General features: G+C 64.3%; 17 protein-coding genes. 11 read left to right on the top strand and 6 right to left on the bottom strand.

The genetic code is table 11. The annotated features are described in order from the left end of the window. Nucleotides 1-126: 126 nt before the first annotated feature. From pyrH to ASD80_RS06190, 10 genes are all read left to right on the top strand, one after another. On the top strand, nt 127-846 hold the full coding sequence (gene pyrH, locus ASD80_RS06145) for a UMP kinase (RefSeq protein WP_056230419.1): 720 nt from the start codon (nt 127-129) through the stop codon (nt 844-846). Between the two features lie 19 nt (nt 847-865). Next, nucleotides 866-1420: a ribosome recycling factor gene (gene frr / locus ASD80_RS06150; protein WP_056230420.1), complete on the top strand. Its 555-nt coding sequence runs from the start codon at nt 866-868 to the stop codon at nt 1418-1420. 29 nt (nt 1421-1449) lie between these two features. Beyond that, on the top strand, nt 1450-2211 hold the full coding sequence (locus ASD80_RS06155; protein WP_056230422.1) for an isoprenyl transferase: 762 nt from the start codon (nt 1450-1452) through the stop codon (nt 2209-2211). Beyond that, nucleotides 2208-3068 (top strand): phosphatidate cytidylyltransferase, encoded by an 861-nt coding sequence (locus ASD80_RS06160; protein ID WP_056230423.1) that lies wholly within the window; start codon nt 2208-2210, stop codon nt 3066-3068. The genes ASD80_RS06155 and ASD80_RS06160 overlap by 4 nt, the downstream gene beginning before the upstream one ends. A 42-nt stretch (nt 3069-3110) precedes the next feature. Continuing rightward, nucleotides 3111-4247, top strand: coding sequence for an RIP metalloprotease RseP (rseP, locus tag ASD80_RS06165; RefSeq protein ID WP_244488951.1), 1137 nt, complete (start codon nt 3111-3113; stop codon nt 4245-4247). A 184-nt stretch (nt 4248-4431) separates the two neighbouring features. Continuing rightward, nucleotides 4432-6555 carry an outer membrane protein assembly factor BamA gene (bamA, locus tag ASD80_RS06170; protein ID WP_162247324.1) on the top strand — a complete coding sequence of 708 codons (2124 nt, stop codon included), beginning with the start codon at nt 4432-4434 and terminating at the stop codon, nt 6553-6555. A gap of 72 nt (nt 6556-6627) precedes the next feature. Next, nucleotides 6628-7656, top strand: a complete 1029-nt coding sequence (lpxD, locus tag ASD80_RS06175; RefSeq protein WP_056230429.1) for a UDP-3-O-(3-hydroxymyristoyl)glucosamine N-acyltransferase — start codon at nt 6628-6630, stop codon at nt 7654-7656. Further along, nucleotides 7653-8129 (top strand): 3-hydroxyacyl-ACP dehydratase FabZ, encoded by a 477-nt coding sequence (gene fabZ, locus ASD80_RS06180; protein ID WP_056230431.1) that lies wholly within the window; start codon nt 7653-7655, stop codon nt 8127-8129. Before lpxD ends, fabZ begins: the two co-directional genes overlap by 4 nt. Beyond that, nucleotides 8126-8935, top strand: a complete 810-nt coding sequence (gene lpxA, locus ASD80_RS06185; protein ID WP_056230433.1) for an acyl-ACP--UDP-N-acetylglucosamine O-acyltransferase — start codon at nt 8126-8128, stop codon at nt 8933-8935. The genes fabZ and lpxA overlap by 4 nt, the downstream gene beginning before the upstream one ends. After that, a complete protein-coding gene (locus tag ASD80_RS06190) occupies nt 8936-10114 on the top strand; it encodes a lipid-A-disaccharide synthase (protein WP_056230435.1) in 1179 nt (392 codons plus the stop codon). On the opposite strand, the gene gltA is transcribed toward ASD80_RS06190, so the two are convergent. Together gltA and gltX are read right to left on the bottom strand one after the other, a co-directional pair. Then, entirely contained in the window at nt 10090-11379 is a 1290-nt protein-coding gene (gene gltA / locus ASD80_RS06195) for a citrate synthase (protein ID WP_056230437.1), read from the bottom strand. The two genes, ASD80_RS06190 and gltA, sit on opposite strands and share 25 nt — an antisense overlap. 147 nt (nt 11380-11526) lie before the next feature. Further along, nucleotides 11527-12945, bottom strand: a complete 1419-nt coding sequence (gene gltX / locus ASD80_RS06200) for a glutamate--tRNA ligase (RefSeq protein ID WP_056230439.1) — start codon at nt 12943-12945, stop codon at nt 11527-11529. Nucleotides 12946-13022: 77 nt separating this feature from the next. On the opposite strand from gltX, the gene ASD80_RS06205 reads away from it, so the two are divergent. Then, nucleotides 13023-15131 carry a ComEC/Rec2 family competence protein gene (locus ASD80_RS06205; RefSeq protein WP_056230440.1) on the top strand — a complete coding sequence of 703 codons (2109 nt, stop codon included), beginning with the start codon at nt 13023-13025 and terminating at the stop codon, nt 15129-15131. Here the strand turns inward: ASD80_RS06205 and ASD80_RS06210 are convergent. From ASD80_RS06210 to ASD80_RS06225, 4 genes are read right to left on the bottom strand one after another with little or no spacing between them, the layout of a single operon-like run. Next, nucleotides 15100-17061, bottom strand: a complete 1962-nt coding sequence (locus ASD80_RS06210) for a beta-galactosidase (protein ID WP_056230442.1) — start codon at nt 17059-17061, stop codon at nt 15100-15102. The genes ASD80_RS06205 and ASD80_RS06210 overlap by 32 nt on opposite strands. A 10-nt stretch (nt 17062-17071) precedes the next feature. Then, entirely contained in the window at nt 17072-17950 is an 879-nt protein-coding gene (locus tag ASD80_RS06215; RefSeq protein ID WP_056230444.1) for an SMP-30/gluconolactonase/LRE family protein, read from the bottom strand. Continuing rightward, nucleotides 17947-18558 (bottom strand): 2-dehydro-3-deoxy-6-phosphogalactonate aldolase, encoded by a 612-nt coding sequence (locus tag ASD80_RS06220; protein WP_056230446.1) that lies wholly within the window; start codon nt 18556-18558, stop codon nt 17947-17949. Before ASD80_RS06220 ends, ASD80_RS06215 begins: the two co-directional genes overlap by 4 nt. Nucleotides 18559-18570: 12 nt before the next feature. Continuing rightward, complete coding sequence (locus tag ASD80_RS06225) at nt 18571-19491, bottom strand: 2-dehydro-3-deoxygalactonokinase (protein ID WP_056230448.1); 921 nt, start codon at nt 19489-19491, stop codon at nt 18571-18573. Nucleotides 19492-19628 lie beyond the last annotated feature (137 nt).

Consider the following 19628-nt stretch of genomic DNA (forward strand, 5'->3'; position numbering starts at 1 on the left):
TAAAACCCAGCCGTTATCATGTTCCGATGGTACCACGCCTTCTGTTGAAGGCGATTTTGCCATAGGGTCTGCCGGGTGCCGCCGGATTCGGTGCCCCATCCATGTTCTTGTCAAAGGGGTTCGCCGATGGCGCCTGCCTATAAACGCATTCTCCTCAAGGTTTCGGGCGAGGCGCTGGCAGGGGACAATTCCTTCGGGATCGAGCCGCCTTTCCTGCAGGCCGTGGCCAAGCAGATCGCCGATGTCGCCAATAGCGGCGTGCAGATCGCCATCGTGGTCGGCGGCGGCAATATTTTCCGCGGCATGGCCGGCGCGGCCGACGGCACCGATCGCGTTACCGCCGACATGATGGGCATGCTGGGCACCATGATCAACGCCCTGGCCCTTTCCAACGCCATTTCCCGCCAGGGCGCGAAGTCCAAGCCCTATAGCGCCGTGTCCATGCCGTCCGTGGCCGACACATTCACCGCGCGTGACGCCAAGCTGTCGCTCGAGGATGGGTTCGTGGTCGTGATGGGCGGCGGCATCGGCAATCCATTCTTCACCACCGACACGGCATCCACCCTGCGCGCCATCGAGCTGGAATGCGATGTGGTGCTCAAGGGCACCAAGGTCGATGGGGTCTATTCGGAGGATCCGATGAAGAATCCGAATGCAACGCGTTACGACACCGTCAGCTATGATGAAGTTATCGGCAAGAATCTGCGTGTTATGGATACTGCAGCCTTCGCTCTTGCCCGCGACAACGCCATGCCGATAATCGTATATGCTCTCGACGACACGGCGGGCCTGGCGGGTGTATTGGCGGGGACGACCCGCTCGACGCGCGTCGGCGAGCCGCTCTAGCCTCTAAAGGACGACAATTATGGCCTATGACCTCCCCGACCTGAAGAACCGCATGCAGAAGTCGATTTCTTCGCTGCGCGACGAGTTGACGGGCCTCAGGACCGGGCGTGCCAGCGCCAGCCTGCTCGAGCCGGTGACCGTGGATGCCTATGGCACGCGAATGCCGCTGAACCAGGTCGCCACGGTGACCGTGCCGGAGCCGCGCATGCTGAGCGTGCAGGTGTGGGACCGGCAGATGGCCAATGCGGTCGAAAAGGCTATCCGCGACAGCGGCCTGGGCCTCAATCCCATGGGCGAAGGGCAGATCATCCGCGTGCCGCTGCCCGAGCTCAACGAGCAGCGCCGCAAGGAGCTGGCCAAGGTCGCCCACAACTATGCCGAGGCGGCGCGCGTTGCGGTGCGCCACATTCGCCGCGACGGCATGGATGCACTCAAGAAGGCCGAGAAGGATGGCGATCTGAGCCAGGACGATAGCCGCGTCCAGTCCGATCTCGTGCAGAAGGCAACCGACGCTGCCGTGGCCGAGATCGACCAGGTGGTCGCGGCCAAGGAAGCGGAAATCATGCAGGTCTAAGTCGGCTGAACTGCGCCGGGAGGGCGTAGATGTCCATCGATCCAGCCATTGCCAGTGATATTGCGGAGCGCCCCCGCCTGCGCATTCCTGTGCATCTTGGCGTGATCATGGATGGCAATGGCCGCTGGGCCGAGGCCCGCGGCAAGCGCCGCACCGAGGGCCATATCGAGGGCGTCAAGGCGTTGCGGAACCTTGTTGAGCTCTGCATCAATTATGGCGTGGGGCACCTTACTGTCTTCAGTTTCTCGTCCGAGAACTGGACGAGGCCGAAGGACGAGATATCGTTCATATTCAATCTGCTGCGTCGGTTTGTTGCATCCGACCTGCAAAGGTTGATCCGCAATAATGTACAGGTCCGCATCATCGGCAGCCGCAACGGGCTCGAGCCCAGCCTGGTCCGGCTGATCGATGACGTGGAGGCCAAGACGGCATCCAATACGGGCCTCGTGCTCATCGTGGCCTTCAACTATGGCGGCAAGGCCGAAATCGCCGATGCGACGCGCCGGATTGCCGCCGAGGTGGCTGCCGGGCGTCTGGCGCCCGAGGCCATTACCGAGGCGACGATCGCGGCGGCGCTTTATACCGCCGGCCTGCCCGATCCGGACCTCATCATCCGCACCAGTGGCGAGCAGCGCATTTCCAATTTCCTGCTATGGCAGGCCGCCTATGCGGAATTCGTTTTCGTCGATGAAAACTGGCCCGATTTCGGGGAAGCCAGCTTCATCCGCGTGCTCGAAACCTTCGCGCGGCGCGACCGGCGTTTTGGCGGCATCGAGGCGGAGCGAACTTGAGCAATCCAGGCGATCCCGCGTCAGATCCTGTCGTCAGTCGCCGCCGTACCTGGTCCGATCTGGGGCCTCGCCTCATCTCGGCCCTGGTACTGATCGCCCTGACAGCGACGGCGCTCTATATCGGAACCTATGTGTTTGCCGCCGTGGTTGGCGCCGTCTTTGCCGGGGCCTATCGTGAGTGGGAAACCATGGTGTCGCGGGCGCCGCTGACGCCGGCGGGCATGGCGCTGATCGGCCTGGTGGCGGTGTCGGGGCTGGTTTACCCGCTGCTAGGGCCGCTGGGCACCATCGGCGTGATCGCCCTGGCCTGCGTGGTCGCCGTGGCGATGCGCGGCGAGGGTGTGCTGTGGCGGATCCTGGGCCTGGTGATCTACGGCGCTATCATCGTGGCGGCGCTGGCCATGCGCGGCGATACGCTGACCGGGGTCTGGGCCGGGGTCTATCTCGGCACCGTGGTCTGGATGACGGATTCGGCGGCCTTCTTTACCGGACGGCAGATTGGCGGGGAGAAGCTGGCGCCGGAGATTTCGCCGTCCAAGACCTGGTCGGGCGCATTGGGTGGGTTGGCGCTGGGTACCGGGGCAGGGTTGCTGGTCTGGATCGTGGCGACCGATTCCGCGTGGTGGATCGGTCTGGTGCTATCTGCGGCGATCAGCGTCCTTGGCCAGCTTGGCGATCTCAGCGAAAGTGCGATCAAGCGGCATTTCCGCATCAAGGACAGCGGCGACATCATTCCGGGCCATGGCGGGCTGATGGATCGGCTGGACAGCCTCACATTCGGCGTCTTGCTGGTCTTGCTGGTGGGGGCGCTGCATGCCGGCTACGGCGCGGTGGCCGAAGGCCTGCTCTATTGGTAGCGGCGGTGCGCAGGCGCCATATTCGCTGACGCAAGGATGCCCATGTTCGAATTTCTTTACTGGCTTTTGTCCTATGTCGTGCCGTTCCTGGCGGTGCTCACTGTCATCGTGTTCGTGCACGAAATGGGGCATTACCTGGTGGCTCGCTGGAATGGCGTGGCGATCGATGCCTTCTCCATCGGCTTCGGCCGTGAACTCATCGGCTGGAACGACCGGCATGGCACGCGCTGGAAGATTTCCGCCGTTCCGCTGGGCGGCTATGTGCGTTTTACCGGCGACATGAATGCCGCCAGCGTTCCCGACCCCGATACCCTGGCCAATGTCGATCCCGAACTGGCGCCGCGCCTCTTCGCCAACAAGAATGTGTGGCAGCGCATCGCTGTCGTCGCGGCCGGGCCGCTGGCCAATGTCATCCTGACCTTCCTCATTCTCTATGCGCTGCTGCTTGGTTATGGCCGCTACACGATCCCGCCTGTCGTCGGCGACGTCATCGCTGGTTCGGTGGCCGAGGCGGCCGGCATCGAGCCGGGCGATATCATCACAGCGGTCGATGGCTATGCCGTGCGTGGCTTCGAGGACTTTCAGCGCATGGTGGCGACCAGCCCGGAGCGGCCCGTCACTGTGGAACTGGATCGCGGCAGCGTCAGCAAGACCCTGGTCCTCGTGCCCGAGGCAGTCGATGTGGAAGACCGCTTCGGCAACAGCCAGCGGATCGGTCGAATCGGGGTGAGCCGCGATGTGGCCGAGACCGATGTGACGCTCTACCGGCCGGGGCCGGTCGAGGCGGTCGGCATGACCGTCGAGGAAATCCGCTTCATCATCCAGCGAACCGCCGCCTTCCTCGGCGATTTCTTCGTCGGGCGCGGTGATGTCGAGCAATTGGGCGGGCCGGTCAAAGTGGCCAAGGTTTCCGGGGAAGTGGCGACGCTGGGCATCGTGGCGCTGATCAATCTCACCGCTTTGCTGTCGCTAAATATCGGTATTTTCAATCTTTTGCCGGTTCCCATGCTCGACGGCGGGCACCTTCTGTACTATCTGGTTGAAGCTGTCAGGGGGCGTCCGCTGAGCATGCGCGTGCAGGAAATGGGGTTCCGCTTCGGCTTTGCCCTGGTGCTTGCACTCATGGTGTTCACGCTGTTCAACGACACACTGTTCGCCTACTTCGGAATCCTGCGTTAACACCCGGTTAACCTAGGTTTGTGAGGTGTTGCAGGAATACAAGAGCACCAATCATTTGCTAACCGCGTCGAGGCTTCCGCCTTGTCCTTGGTTAAAAAGACGGTAAAACGGTGCAATGGAGTTAGCTTGGGGGAGCGCTGTGCATGGCGATTCTCCGGGCGTGGTCGCAGAAGGCAATAACAATATGATCCATCCCACCAAGCTGATGCGCGGCGCCCTTCTGGCGCTTGCGATACTGGGTGCAGCACCGCTTGCCGGGCCCAGCATTCCGCTTCTTGGCTCTGCGACTGTTCAGGCTCAGGAACAACTGGTCGGCGCGGTGCTGTTCGACGGCAACCGGCGCTTTTCCGACAGCCAGCTTCTGGCCATGGTCGACGTATCGGCTTCCGGCATTTTCACCCAGCAGCGTCTTGCCGCAGATGTCGAAAGCATACGCCAGGCCTATGACCGTGACGGGTTTCTCGCTGTTTCCGTGACGGCGCGCACCGAGGCGACCACTGATGGCCGCGTCCGTGTGCTGTTCACCATCAACGAAGGCAATCGCGCGGGCATTGCGGCGATCAATTTCACCGGCAACAACGCCTTTGGCGGCAACAGCCTCAAGAGCGCCATGCTCACCAAGGAAACCGGCATCCTGAGCTGGCTGTTCAAGGACGACGGCTACGACGAGCAAAAGCTGGCCGTCGATCGCGAACGGATCCGGCTGTACTATGCCAATCGCGGCTATCCGGACGTCCAGGTGACGTCGGTCGGTGAGTATGATGCCGAGCGCAATGCCTACTTCATCAACTTCACCATCAATGAAGGCCAGAAGTACGAGTTCTCCAATGTCGGTATCGAAACCAGCATTGCCGGTCTCAATACCGATGCCCTGAAGGGCACGGTGCAGACGGGGCAGGGCAGCACCTATTCCGCCGGCAACCTGCAGGAGACCATCGAGGACATGGCTTACGAAGCCGCTGTCCAGGGCTACTCCTTCGCCGATGTCCGTGCGCGTCTCGACCGCGATGTGACGACGGGGACGTTCAACGTGACCTATCTGGTGGATGAAGGCGCGCGGCTCTATGTCGAGCGCATCAACATCACCGGCAATACCAAGACGCGTGATTTCGTCATCCGTCGCGAGCTGGAGTTTGCCGAAGGCGACCCCTTCAACCGTTCGCTGGTGCTTCGTGGCCGCAAGAACATCGACGCGCTGGGCTTTTTCTCGGCGGTCAATGTTACCACGGGTCCGGGCTCCGCGCCCGACAAGGTGGTCATCAATATCGCGGTGACCGAAACATCGACGGGCGAATACGGCGCCACTGCCGGCTATTCGACCCAAGATGGTGTCTTGGGCGAAGTATCGCTGACCGAACGGAATTTCCTGGGTCGTGGCCAGTATCTGCGCGCCGCCATCGGCGCCTCGCAGGCCGGCCGTACCTTCGACTTCTCGTTCACCGAGCCGCGCTTCATGGGCCTCAAGGTCTCGGCCGGCGTCGATGTCTACCATCGCATCAACGAGGAGACGACGGCCGGCTTCTACGGCTCGCAGGCGACCGGTGGGCAGTTCCGCGTCGGCATCCCGCTGACTGCTGATCTGTCGGGCACCGTGTTTGCCGGCATGGAACGCAAGATCATCGCCGACGCCAAGGCGCCTGCCTCGCTGCTCGTCAATGACGGGGACGAGTTCTACAAAGGCTTCGTGGGCTATAGCCTCACCTGGAACAACCTCGACGATACCAAGAAGCCGACCGAAGGTTTGCTGGCGACGTTCACCCAGCAATATATCGGCTGGGACCATAGCCTGGTCCGCTCGGAAGCAAAGGCGCGCTACTTCGTCCCCGTGGTCGAGGATAGCGGCATCATCGCCAGCGTGCGCGGCCAGGCCGGTATCATCAATGACCTGAGTGGCAATGGCGTTCATTCGGTCGAGGCCTTTATGCCCGGTTCGCAGTTGATCCGTGGCTTCGAGGGCCGTGGCCTCGGGCCGCGCATCCAGAATGGCGAATATCTCGGCGCGGTTGCCTATGCCGGCGTTTCGGCTGAACTGCAGTTCCCGATCCCCGGCGTGCCGGAGAGCTATGGCCTGAGCGGCGCGGTGTGGGCCGATGCTGCCTGGATCGATGGCGTGAACGTGCCGCGTCTGGACGGTATCAACTCGGTCGATCCGAACAGCATCGATGTGCCATGGCGCACGTCGGTTGGTGCTTCCCTGATCTGGGACAGCCCGTTCGGCCCGCTGCGTGGCGATTTCGCCCACGTGCTGAACAAGTCGACCTCGGATCGGACCCAGGTCTTCCAGCTGACCATGTCCACCTTGTTCTAGCCGTCGTGGCGTGAGACAGTTCATTGAGCCGCGGGCGGCAAGCACCGCGGCTCAATTCTTTTAAGTGACATCATGGTCGACACCCGTTTTCATCGCTTTGCCGGCCCGTCCACGATTGGCGATATCCTGGCCGCGCTTGGCCGCGCCGACCTGCTTTCCGGGCTCGGCGATGCGGGGTTCTCGATCCTGGGGGCGACCGAGCTCGACCTGGCTGGTCCGGGCGACGTGGCTTTGGCGGCCCACACCAATTATATCGAGGAACTGCGCGCCACCGAGGCAGGTGTCGTCGTGGTTTTGCCGGCCCTGCGCGACGTGGTGCCGGCACACAGCCTCGCCATCGCGGTGGACAGACCGCACCAGTTATTCGCCGATATTCTCGACCATCTCTATCCAGCCAATACCCGCACGGTCATTGCCGCGGGGCGGGATGATCTGGGCGCGCCCGTATTCGAGCGCGATGTTTTCATCGGCTCCAACGTGGTGGTGGGCCAGGGCGTCGAGATCGGACGGGGCACCGTTGTCGGCGCCAATACCGTCATCGGCGCGGGCGTCACCATCGGCCGCAACTGCACCATTGCCGCCAATTGCACCATCGATTGTGCCCATATCGGCAATGAGGTGGTGATTCATTCCGGCGTGCGCATCGGCACCGAAGGCTTCGGCTGGCTTGATTTCGGGCAGTCCAATCGCAAGGTGCCCCAGTTGGGGCGGGTGCTGATTCAGGATCGGGTGGAGATCGGCGCCAATTCAACCGTGGATCGTGGCGCGCTGGGCGACACGATGATCGGGGAAGGCACCAAGATCGATAACCTCGTGCAGATCGGTCATAACTGCAGAATTGGCCGGGCCTGTCTCATCGCCGCGATGAGCGGGCTTTCGGGCTCGACGATCGTGGAAGATGGCGTGCTGATGGGCGGCGGCGTCGGCACGTCGGGCCATCTCAGCATCGGCGCCGGCAGCGTGGTTCACGGTCGCGCCGCGGTCACCAAGAACTGGCCCGCGGGCAGCAAACTTGCCGGTGCGCCGGCGCAGGATATAAGAGATTTCTGGCGGGAGATCGCCACGATGCGGAAACTTTCCAAGGGGGACAAGCGGGGATGACCGACAGCGCACCAGCGAGCACGGAACTCGGTGCAATGCATATTGCCGAGATTTTGACGAGCCTGCCTCATCGCTACCCGTTCCTGATGATCGATCGGATTGTCCGCATCGATCGCGACGAGACGGCTGTCGGCATCAAGAACGTGACCTTCAACGAGCCGATCTTCCAGGGCCATTTCCCCGAGAACCCGATCTTTCCGGGCGTGCTGATCATCGAGGGCATGGCGCAGACCGCCGGCGCCATCGTCATCAAGCATGATTCAGGCAGCGGCAAGAAGAACATCGTGCTCATGCTGGGCGTCGACAAGGCCAAGTTCCGCAAGCCGGCGGGGCCGGGCGACACCATCGAGTTCCACATCGCCAAGATCCAGCGCCGCCGTAATGTCGGCCGCTACGAGGCCAAGGCCATGGTGGACGGGACAATCATCGCGGAAGCCGAGATCACGGCGATGATTGTCGAGGCGGCTTCGTGAGCGAGCCTGTCGTTCACCCGACGGCAATCGTCGGCTCGCGGGCTCGGCTCGGCAAGGGCGTGAAAATCGGCCCCTATTGCATTGTCGGTGACAATGTCGTGCTGCATGACGGTGTGGAACTGATTTCCCACGTCTCGATCGACGGCCATACCGAAATCGGTGCGGCCACGCAGATTTATCCGTTCGCCTCCATCGGCCACAAGCCGCAGGATCTCAAATATCATGGCGAGGCGTCGCGGCTGGTCATCGGCGAACGCTGCACCATCCGCGAGTCGGTCACCATCAATCCGGGGACCGAGGGCGGCGGCATGCTGACCCGGATCGGCAATGACTGCCTGATCATGGCGAGCGCCCACGTGGCGCATGATGCGATTATCGGCAACAATGTCATCATGGCCAATTATGTGGGCGTGGCCGGTCACTGCCAGATCGGCGATAACGTGATCTTCGGGGGCACCTGCGTCATCCATCAATTCACCCGCATCGGCGCGCATGCCTTTATTGGCGCGCAGTCGATGGTCGACGGCGATGTGATCCCCTATGGCATGGCGGTGGGCAATCGTGCTGCGCTCACCGGGCTGAACCTGATCGGGCTCAAGCGCCGCAAGTTCGACCGGGAGGTCATCCACCGGCTGCGGGCGGCCTACCGGATGATCTTTGCCAGCGAAGGCACATTGCGGGAGCGCGTCGAGGACGCCGCCGAGCTGTTCAAGAACGACCCTCTGGTGCAGGACGTCGTCGCCTTCATTGCAGCCGCGTCGGATCGGCCGATCCTGATGCCGCGCAACGGCCACGATCCCGACTAGATGAGCGGGCCGGCAGGCGCTGCCGATCCGGCAGGCGGGGCCGACCGGCTCAAGCTCTTCATTCTCGCCGGCGAGCCTTCGGGCGATCGCATCGCCGCGGACCTTGTGGCGCGGCTCATGCGCCGCGTGAAGCTGGCCTTCAGCGGCGTCGGCGGCCATGAGCTGGAGGCACTGGGCCTGCGTTCGCTGTTTCCCATGAGCGACCTGGCGGTGATGGGTGTCAGCGACGTGGTGCTGCGCCTGCCGCTGCTGCTGTGGCGCATCGAGCAGACCGCCCGCGCCATAAGGGCTGCCAAGCCCGACATTGTGGTGCTGGTCGATTCTCAGGATTTTTCGAGGCTGCTGGCGCGCCGGCTGAAGCAGCTTCGCTATCAGGGCAAGCTCATCCTCTATGTGGCGCCCTCGGTATGGGCGCGGGCGCCGCAACGCGCCGCCAGGCTCAGGCCGCTATTCGAGGAAGTGCTGGCCGTATTGCCGTTCGAGCCGGCCGTCATGCAGCGCCTCGATGGCCCGCCCACCAGCTATGTCGGCCATCCGGCGCTGGGGGAACGTCTCGCGCGCGATGTCGTCGAGCGTGGTCCGCTGGTGCTGCTGCCGGGCAGCCGCGACGGCGAATTGCGGCGCCACCTGGCCTTGTTCCGGCAGGTGGCCGCCGAGATGGGCGGGCACGCGGCGGTGGATGGCATGGTCATCCCCACGCTCCCTTCGCTGCATGATCGACTCACTCAAGCGGTGGCGGATTGGTCCGTGCCGGTGCGGATCGTCTCTGAACGGGCGGCACGCGCCGAAATCTACCGGCAGGCGGTGCTGGCTTTGGCGGTATCGGGCACGGTCACGCTGGAACTGGCTTTGGCGCGGGTGCCGATGGTGGTGACCTATGTGCTCGATCCACACCAGGCGCGCATCTACGACAAACATGGCCGTCCGCCGGTATCGCTGCCCAATATCATTCTCGGCCGGCCGACCGTGCCCGAGCTGGTGCAGGCGGCGCCGGACGCTGCCGCGATGATCGGGGCTGTCCGCGCCTTGCTGGACGACAAAAAAGCCCGCCAGGACCAGATCGAGGCCTTTGGCGAGCTTTCAAATCTCATGGAAACGGGCGAGACCACGTTTCCGCGGCAGGATCCGGCGGACCGGATCCTGGCTCACTGGGATCAGCGGGTGCTCAGCGCGGGGTAATCTCGGGCCGGGGCGCCGTTGTAGAGCTGGCGCGGGCGGCCGATCTTCTTCTGCGGATCGGCAATCATTTCCTTCCACTGGCTGATCCAGCCAACGGTGCGGGCCACCGAGAACAGCACGGTGAACATCGAGGTCGGGAAGCCGATGGCGTCGAGGATGATGCCCGAATAGAAATCGACGTTGGGATAGAGCTTGCGCTCGATGAAGTAGGGGTCTTCGAGCGCGATCTTCTCGAGCTCCTGGGCTACCTGCAAAGTCGGGTTGTTGTGAACGCCGAGCAGGTCGAGGACTTCCTTGGCGGTCTTCTGCATCACGGTCGCGCGCGGGTCGAAGTTCTTGTAGACCCGGTGGCCGAAGCCCATCAGCTTGAAGCTGTCCGACTTGTCCTTGGCGCGCTCGATGAATTCGGGAATGCGGTCGACGGTGCCGATTTCCCTGAGCATGTTGAGCGCCGCTTCATTGGCGCCGCCATGCGCCGGGCCCCACAGGCAGGCGACGCCCGCCGCGATGCAGGCAAAGGGATTGGCGTCGGACGAGCCGGCCAGCCGCACGGTCGAAGTCGAGGCATTCTGCTCGTGGTCGGCATGCAGGGTGAAGATCAGGTCCATCGCCTTGGCGATGGTCGGATTGACCTTGTATTCCTCGGCCGGCACCGAGAAGCACATATGCAGGAAGTTCGACGCGTAATCGAGGTCGTTGCGCGGATAAACGAAGGGCTGGCCCACCGAGTATTTGTAGGCCATGGCCGCGATCGTCGGCATCTTGGCGATCATGCGGATCGAGGCGATCTCGCGCTGGCGCGGATCGGTGATATCGGTGGAGTCGTGGTAGAAGGCGGCCATGGCGCCGACCACGCCGGTCATCACCGCCATGGGATGCGCGTCGCGGCGGAAGCCGCGGAAGAAATAGTGCATCTGCTCATGCACCATCGTATGGCGGGTCACCAACTCGTCGAATTCGGCCATCTGCGCCTTGCTGGGCAGTTCGCCATAAAGCAGCAGGTAGCAGACTTCGAGATAGTTGCTCTTTTCGGAGAGCTGTTCGATCGGATAGCCGCGATAGAGGAGCTGGCCCTGGTCGCCGTCGATATAGGTGATGGCGCTGTCGCAGGCTGCCGTCGAGGTAAAACCGGGGTCGTAGGTGAACATCCCGGTCTTGGCGTATAGCGATCGTATGTCTATCACATCCGGACCCACCGAACCGGACAGAACCGGGAATTCGTGGGTCTGGTCCCCGATGACGAGTTTGGCGACTTTTTCGGTCATTGAGCTCTCCTCGTGGGCCTCCGCGTCCGCAATTGTTCCGGTCGCTCGAAGCCGTAAACTGGGCAGTCATGGCTGCTTCGCAGGGGTATCAGTTTTACCCCTGCCGACGCAACCGATGGGTAAGCAAGGCTTACCCTCCGATTAGCACTAGACAGCGCCGATTTGGTCCTCAAGGCGAGCCATACTTTCGGCCCGTCCGATCAGCACCATGACTTCGAAAATCCCCGGCGAAACGGTGCGTCCGGTCAGCGCGGCGCGCAAAGGCTGGGCCAGCTTGCCCAGCTTCAACCCCTTGGCCTCGGCCAGGGCGCGCATCGCCGCGTCGATGGCCGGCACCGACCAGTCGTTAAGGCCGCGCAATGTCTCAGCCATGTCGCTGAGTACCGCGCGGGTATCGGTCGTCAGCAAAGCCGCCGCCGCCGCATCGATAACAAGCGGGCGTGACGCATAGATGAACTGCGCCAGGTCGATCAGCTCCAGCACCGTCTTGGCGCGGGGCTGCAACTCGGGCAGGGCCGTGAGAACCGTGTCCCTGTTGGCCGAAAGCCCGTCGACATCGGCCTGCCGGCCGACTTCGGCGGCGGTGGCAAGCATCACGTCATAGAGATAGGCCGGCGCCGCTTCGCGGATATAGTGGCCGTTGATATTCTCGAGTTTGACGAAGTCGAAGCGCGCCGCGCCCTTGTTGAGGCCTTCGAGGCTGAACCATTCGACCATCTGTTCGGTCGAGAAAATCTCGTCGTCGCCATGGCTCCAGCCGAGGCGGGCGAGATAATTGCGAAGAGCTTCGGGCAGGTAGCCCATCTGCCGGTAGGCTTCGACGCCCAGCGCGCCGTGGCGCTTGGACAGCTTGGCGCCATCCGGCCCGTGAATCAGCGGGATATGCGCCATCTCCGGCACGGTCCAGCCCATGGCGTTGTAGATGACGATCTGGCGGGCGGCATTGGTCAGGTGGTCGTCACCGCGGATGATGTGGGTTACGCCCATGTCGTGGTCGTCGACCACCACCGCGTGCATATAAGTCGGCGTGCCGTCCGAGCGCAGGATGATGAAATCGTCGAGGTTCTCGGTCTTGAACACCACCTTGCCCTGCACATGGTCGTCGACCACGATATCGCCTGAGAGCGGCGCCTTGATGCGGATCACCGGCGCGACACCGGCGGGCGCCTCTGACTGGTCGCGGTCGCGCCAATAGCCGTTATAGCGCGGCGGCTTGCCGGCGGCGCGGGCCTCCTCGCGCATCTGGTCCAGCTCGGCCGGCGAGCAATAGCAGTAGTAGGCGTGGCCCGTATTCACCAGCTCATGGGCGATTTCGGCATGGCGCGCGGCGCGGCCGAACTGGCTGATCGGCTCGCCCTCCCAGTCGAGGCCCAGCCATTTGAGCCCGTCGACCAGCGCCACCACGGCCGCTTCGGTCGAGCGTTCGCGGTCGGTATCCTCGATGCGGAGCAGCATCTTGCCGCCCTTGTTCTGGGCGTAGGCCCAACTGAAAAGGGCCGTGCGGGCGCCACCGATATGCAGGTAGCCGGTGGGCGAGGGGGCGAAACGGGTGACGACCTGGGACATGAGACCGGAATGCTTGGAGGATTTGTGGGCCGTGTGTAGCATAGAGCGGCACGAGCGCAAGGGCGGGGGCGAAGCGGGTGCTGGAGGCCGAAACACGCGAGCGCGAAACCGGCATCGTGTCCGTGCCGCTGCACGCCCTGCCACAGCGCCTGCCGCCCGCGGCAACGGTGGACAGGGGCCTTGCCGATGCGGCGGTTGCGCGGCGTCTTTTCGTGCTGCTGCCCTTTGCCATGATCGTCGGACTCATCGGCTATGCCGCGCTGCCATTCGAGCCGGCGCCGCAGGCATTGGCCATGCTTGGGACCGTTGCGCTTTTACCTGTTATGCTGCTGTGGCGGTCGCCTGGCCTGCCCTTGGCCGGAATACTGATCGCGGCCTGGGCCGGGTTCTGCCTGTTGCCGCTGCATGGGCTGTGGTTCGGCACCACCATGCTGACACGCCCCGCCTACGGGCTCTACCAGGGCCGGGTGGACGAGATCGTGTCGGCCACCGATGAAAGCCGTCGCATCGTCGTTTCCGGCTTCATCCCGCTGGCCGACGATCGGCCAGTCGATATCGCGCGCGCCCGGCTCGTGGTGCCGCCCGAACCGCCATTGGCGCCGGGCGACATCATCCGCGCCAACATACGGCTGGCGCCGGTGCCCGGACCGATCCTGCCCGGCGCCTTCGACGGGCAGTTCCACGCCTATTTCGCGGGCATCGGCGCCTATGGCAACGTCACTAGCGACTTCGCCCTGGTGAGCACCGGCGGGCCCGACCCGACGCGCGCCGTGGAAGGCCTGCGCATGGCCATCGGCAGCCGCATCGACGCGGTTCTGGACGGCCCCTCGGCAGCCATCGGCCGGGCGATGGTGGTGGGGGACCAGAGCGCCATCGACGATGCGACCCGCGACGTCATGGCGGCCGCCGGACTGGCCCACATCTATTCGATCTCGGGCCTGCATCTTTCCATCGTGGCGGGCGGCATGTTCTTCCTGCTGCGGCTCCTGCTCGCCTCCATCCCGGCAATCGCCACAAGCTGGCCGGTCAAGAAGATCGCGGCCGTCGGCGGCATCCTCGCAGCGGCCGGCTATCTGTTGCTGGCCGGCGGGCTCGCCAATGTACCGGCTTTGCGCTCCACCATCATGCTGGGGCTGATTTTCGGCGCGGTGCTGGCCGGGCGGCGGGCGCTGACCATGCGAAATGTCGCCATCGCCGCGCTGGCCATCATCGTCATCGACCCCGCCAGCGTCTTCCGCGCCAGCTTCCAGCTTTCCTTTGCCGCCGTGGTGGCGCTGATCGGCATCTACGAAATGCCGCACCGCCAGCCGGACAGGGACCGCAGCTGGGGCCGGCGCCTATGGGCCACCATCTGGGCCACGGCACTCACCAGCCTCATCGCCGGCACCGCCACGCTGCTGTTCTCGGCCTATCATTTCCAGCAGACGGCGCCGCTCGGCGTCCTTGGCAACGTGCTGGTGCTGCCGGTGGTCAGCCTCGTCATCATGCCTTTCGCCGTGCTGTCGGTGCTGGCCATGCCCTTCGGCGTGGAGGCGCCGTTCGTCATGGCGATGGGCTGGGGCATAGACCGCATGGTCGACGGCGCCGCGCTGGTGGCCTTCTGGAGCGCGGGACTGACCGGTAACCCATTGCTGACTGGTCTGGCCCTGATCATCGGCCTTGTCGCCCTGGCCTGGTTCGCTTTTCTCAACAGCTGGTGGCGGCTGCTTGGCCCGGCCTTGGCGCTGCCGCTGATCCTGCTGGTGGGGCTGGATCAACGGCCGGACCTGCTCATCGCCGATACCACGCAGGCGGTGGCCTTGCGCACGGAAGCCGGCCTTGGGCTCATCACCGGCCGCACCGGCAGCTTCGCCACCGACGTCTGGAGCGAGCATTACCAGGAGCCGATAGCGCCCGTGGCCGAAGGGGCTCGCTGTGACAGCCTGGGCTGTATCGCGACCACCGGCCGTTTCTCCGTCGCGGTGGTCCGCAATGCGGCGGCCTTCGCCGAGGATTGCGGTCTGCATGCGCTGGTCGTTGCCCGTATCCGGGCCCCCGAAACCTGCGCCGGTAGTCAGGTCATCGATGCCGATGCGCTGGCGGAAGGGGGCGTCCACTGGCTGCGCTGGAACGCGGCGGCGGCGCGGTTCGATATCCGCACCGCCATTCCCAATCTCACCCGGCCTTGGCGAGTCGTGCCACGGTGACACCGGCCGCCGGCATGTCGGCCGATCCGACCACATAGCCGGCCTCATCCTTGGCCGCGTTGAGCGTTGCGGGGCGCGAACCGTAGTTGACATAGATGCGGAAGCCGTCGCGGGTGCGGCAGCGTACGCCGGCGGGCAGAGCCAGTGTGGGCAGATCGGCTTCGGCAATCAGATAGTCGGCTACGCGCTGCACCATCGCCTTGGTGCCGCTGGCGCCGAGATAGAAGAGCTTGCCCTGCGACACCAGTACCGGCCAGCCTTCATTATCCTCGATAACCACGTCCGCCCCGGTTTCGATACGTTCGCGCCAGTGGCGCACCGCGCCGCCGCCGCCCTTGACCTCGACTTCCACCGCCGGATCGATGCTGTCGATCCGCGCCACTTTCACATCGAGCAGGTTGCTCGGCAGGTCCGGCGCCAGTGCCGCCGGAATGGCAAAATTCTCGGTCTTGGAACCCGAACGCGGCCCGATCAGCAGGTGGCCCTCGAATTCGGTGATGGCGTGGCGCAGCTCGTCGTTCCAGGCAAACAGCGCCGGGATGGCGACGATGTCATAGCCGGCAAAACTCCTCGTGCTCGGCGGCAGGATGTCGATATCGATGCCATGCTTGCGGAAGGCGGCGTAAAGCGCCCGCACATGCGCGCCATGTGAAAAGCCCTTGGCCTGTGGCTGGATGTCCCATGCCCATTCGCTCTCGTAGTCGAAGACGATGGCGACGCGCCCCTTGGTGGCATTACCTCCCAGGCCGACCAGCGCCAGTTCCTGGGCAACCTGGATGGCCTCGTGATAGGCCGGCGCCGGCTCGCTGTCGGGCCGCAGCAGGCCCGCATGCATCTGTTCCTGCGCAAACGGCGCCTGCCGCCAGCGGAAATAGGTCACCACCTCGGCGCCATGGGAAAAGGCCTCCCAGGCCCATAGCCGCGCCATACCGGATAGCGGGTCGGGGTTGAACTGGGCCCAGTTCACCGGGCCGGGCTGTTGTTCCATGACCCACCAGCGGCCATGCCCCACGGCGCGATAGAGATCGTGGTGGAAGGCGGCATTGTCCGGATCGCCCTGGCGCATATAGAGGCGCTTGATCTCATCGGGCTCGTCGCTGACGGCCAGATGCCCGATCGGATAGCTGTCCCAACTGGCGATATCGAGCGTTTCGGCCAGGTCGTAATGGTCGAACTCGGTATAGCGGCTCATGAAATTGTGGATCACCGGCAGGTCGGGACGCTTGGCCTTGAGGATGTCGAACTGCACCTTGTTGAAGGCGGCGACCTGGTCGGACGCATAGCGGCGGAAATCGAGGTCATGCGCAGGCGCGGCCTCGCAGACCAGGAGGTTGGGCAGGTCAATCTGGTCGAAGCGATTGTATTCCATCGACCAGAACACATTGCCCCAGGCGTGGTTCAGCGCGTCGATCGTGCCGTATTTTTCGGCCAGCCAGCGCTGGAAACCTTCCCTTGCGGCTGGCGAATAAGAATAGGTGGTGCCGTGGCAGCCATATTCGTTATCCGTCTGCCAGGCGCCTAGGGCAGGGTGGTCGCCCACCGCGTCGGCCAGCAGGCACGTGATGCGGCCGGCCTCCTCGCGATAGCCGAGATGGCTGAAATCATAGTGCCGGCGCGAGCCGAAGCCTCTGCGGCGCCCCTGCGCATCGACCGCCAGCATGTCCGGGTGCTTGTCCACCATCCAGCGCGGCGGCGTGGCGGTCGGCGTGCCGAACACCACCTTGAGCCCGTGCCGCCCCAGCACGTCCATCGACCGGATGATCCAGTCGAAGGTCAGTTTGCCCGGCTCCGGCTCCAGCTTGGACCAGGCGAATTCGCCGATCCGCACCCAGACAATGCCGGCCTCGGCCATGCGCGCGGCGTCGCGCTCCCACACGTCTTCGGGCCAGTGTTCGGGATAGTAGCAGACGCCGAGGGCGGGGGAGGTCATGGCAAAAGTCTCAGAGAACGACGGGCGTTTCGGGCTGGCCGGCAACATCGACCGCGATGGCAAAAAGGCTCCCGGCATGCTTTTCGGCGGCGAGCTGTTCGGCGCTCAGGTTCTTGGCGGCGGTAGTGATGAACATGGTCTTGAGGTCCGGCCCGCCGAAAGCGGGGCAGGTGACCTGGCTCACCGGCACCTCCACGATGCGGTCGATGGACCCGTCCGGAGCGTGGCGGACCACGCAGGAGCCGCCCCAGCGGGCGTTCCACAGATAGCCCTCGCTATCGACCACGGCGCCATCGGGATAACCGCGATGCCCCTCGATATCGGCAAACAGCGTCCATTCGCCCACGGGCAGGCCCGTTGCCGGATCGGTGGCACATTGCATGATTTTCCTGGTCGGAGTGTCCGTCCAATAGGCGATACGGCCATCCGGCGAGAAACAGGTCGCATTGGGGATGCTGATGCCCGATTTCAGCGTGGTCAGCACGCCGGCGCGATAATGATAGACCGAGCCGATCGGCGCCTCCGCCTCGCTCTTGGTCATGGTGCCGATCCAGAACGCCCCGGAGGGATGGACGCGGCTGTCATTGGTGCGGGTGACCGGGTTGTCGGCTTCGATCTCGTTGATGCGGTTCATGCCGCCGGTCGCCAGGTCGAACGCCTTGAGCCCGGTTTCGGTGGCGAGAACCAGCATGTGATCGTCGACGATTCCCGCTGCGGCCACCGTCTCGTTGAACAGCCAGCTATCGGCCACCTCGCCATCGGCGGTTACCGCAAACAGCGTCTGCTCGTTGATATCGAAGAAGAACAATTGCTGACGCCCGGCATGCCAGATCGGACCTTCGCCCAATTGGCACTGGCTGTCGAACAGCAGGCTTGCGGTGGCGCTCATCGGGCTTTCCCCGCGTCATAGGCGGCCACGGCCGCGGCGGCGCGCTCGGCCACCTGGGCCGCGTCCATGCCGGGCTTGTAGATATAGGTGCCCAGCCCGAAGCCGGTGCAGCCGGCGGCGAAATACTCGCCGAAATTGTCGGGATTGGCCCCGCCCACGGCATAGACCGGCATCTCGGGCGGCAGCACCGCCTTCATCGCCTTGATGCCCTTGGGGCCGAGCACTTCGGCGGGGAAAAATTTGAGCCCGGTGGCGCCGGCCTTGATGGCGCGGAAGGCGTCGGTGGGGGTGAACACTCCCGGATAGGACAGCATCTGCAGCCGTGCGGTTTCCTCGATCACCTGCTTGTTGGTGTCGGGCGAGACGATGAAGGTGCCCCCGGCATCGGAAACCGCCCAGACCTGCTTCTTGTTCAGCACGGTGCCGGCGCCGATAGCCGCCTGTTCGTCCAGCGCATTGGAGGCCAGCGCGATGCTGGTCAGCGCGTCGGGCGAATTGAGCGGCACTTCGATCATGGTGATGCCGGCGGCAATCAGCGCCTGGCAGACGTCCACGGTCTCGTTCGGCGTGATGCCGCGTAGGATGGCGATGATGTGGCGATGGTCCATTGCTCAATTCTCCTAGGCGACGAAGCTGCGCGCGGCCTTGAGGCCGGCGAGCACGATTTCGGTGGCGTCGCGGGCTTCGCCGCTTGCGCCGATCATGCCCAGCACCTGCGCGTAGAGCGCGCAGAGGGCGGGCGAGCCGATCAATGGCACGGCTTGCTGGCCTATCAGATGACGATTGCTGCCGATTTCGGTGCCGATCAGCAGGCCCGAGAGATAGCCGGCGCACCAGTCTGGCTGGCGGCCCGACAGCAGCGAGCCCGCCCGCACCTGAAACAGGGTGCCCAGCAATTGCTCGGGATGCTCCAGCCCGGCTGCGGCGCCCGCCGCAAAGCCATCGGCGCGCGCCGGGCCGTCGAGGTCGCCGTCGAACGAGTGGCGCAGCACCGAATGGGTGCGCAGCACCTCGAACATTTCGCCGGTCATCGCCGTAGAAAAGTGCTCGATGCGGGTGCCGGACAGTTGCGCCCATTTTGAATGGGTGCCGGGCATGCAGACGACGCCAGAAAATCCCGCCGTCAGCGCGGCCAGGCCCAGCAACTGGGTCTCCTCGCCCCGCATCACGTTGTCGGCCCCTGCCTTCTGGCACACGCCGGGCAGGATGGCCGGAGCGATCCGCGCGTCAGGCATTTCCGGTCGCACGGCGCCGTCGAGCAGGCCGCGCAGGTCCGTCGGCGCTTCGAGATACGGCGCTTCCAGCCACCCCTGGCGCGCGCCTGCCATGCCGCAGATCAGCACCTCGAGCGGACCGGACCGGGCCGAACTCACCTCGTCCAGCAATTCGGTCAGCGCGGCGGGGAAGTCCGCGCGCGCCAGCTTGCCCATGCCCTTGGGCGAGGTCTTCTCGAACACCACCGCGCCATTGGGGCCGATGCCCCAGGCGCGAAGGTTGGAGGTGCCCCAGTCCACGGCAACCCAGTCTACTATCTCAGTCACTGATATCCCTCATCGCGCAGGCCCGACGCGGCGCGACCCTAGCGGCTGCATCCTGTTTCAGCCAGCCCGATTCTAAGTGGCACAACAGCCCGGATCGGCCGGCCCGGTCCCCTCGTTTGGTAAGATTTTCAGAGCGT

This window comes from Devosia sp. Root635 (assembly GCF_001427605.1).
GTDB lineage: Bacteria > Pseudomonadota > Alphaproteobacteria > Rhizobiales > Devosiaceae > Devosia.

Bases quoted from the DNA above. Each gene is read 5' to 3' on its own strand.
- ASD80_RS06155 (WP_056230422.1), top strand. From the start codon at position 1,450: ATGTCCATCGATCCAGCCATTGCCAGTGATATTGCGGAGCGCCCCCGC.
- ASD80_RS06220 (WP_056230446.1), bottom strand. From the start codon at position 18,558: ATGGACCATCGCCACATCATCGCCATCCTACGCGGCATCACGCCGAAC.
- ASD80_RS06210 (WP_056230442.1), bottom strand. From the start codon at position 17,061: ATGACCTCCCCCGCCCTCGGCGTCTGCTACTATCCCGAACACTGGCCC.
- fabZ (WP_056230431.1), top strand. From the start codon at position 7,653: ATGACCGACAGCGCACCAGCGAGCACGGAACTCGGTGCAATGCATATT.
- pyrH (WP_056230419.1), top strand. From the start codon at position 127: ATGGCGCCTGCCTATAAACGCATTCTCCTCAAGGTTTCGGGCGAGGCG.
- gltA (WP_056230437.1), bottom strand. From the start codon at position 11,379: ATGACCGAAAAAGTCGCCAAACTCGTCATCGGGGACCAGACCCACGAA.
- lpxD (WP_056230429.1), top strand. From the start codon at position 6,628: ATGGTCGACACCCGTTTTCATCGCTTTGCCGGCCCGTCCACGATTGGC.
- frr (WP_056230420.1), top strand. From the start codon at position 866: ATGGCCTATGACCTCCCCGACCTGAAGAACCGCATGCAGAAGTCGATT.
- gltX (WP_056230439.1), bottom strand. From the start codon at position 12,945: ATGTCCCAGGTCGTCACCCGTTTCGCCCCCTCGCCCACCGGCTACCTG.
- ASD80_RS06190 (WP_056230435.1), top strand. From the start codon at position 8,936: ATGAGCGGGCCGGCAGGCGCTGCCGATCCGGCAGGCGGGGCCGACCGG.
- rseP (WP_244488951.1), top strand. From the start codon at position 3,111: ATGTTCGAATTTCTTTACTGGCTTTTGTCCTATGTCGTGCCGTTCCTG.
- bamA (WP_162247324.1), top strand. From the start codon at position 4,432: ATGATCCATCCCACCAAGCTGATGCGCGGCGCCCTTCTGGCGCTTGCG.
- ASD80_RS06215 (WP_056230444.1), bottom strand. From the start codon at position 17,950: ATGAGCGCCACCGCAAGCCTGCTGTTCGACAGCCAGTGCCAATTGGGC.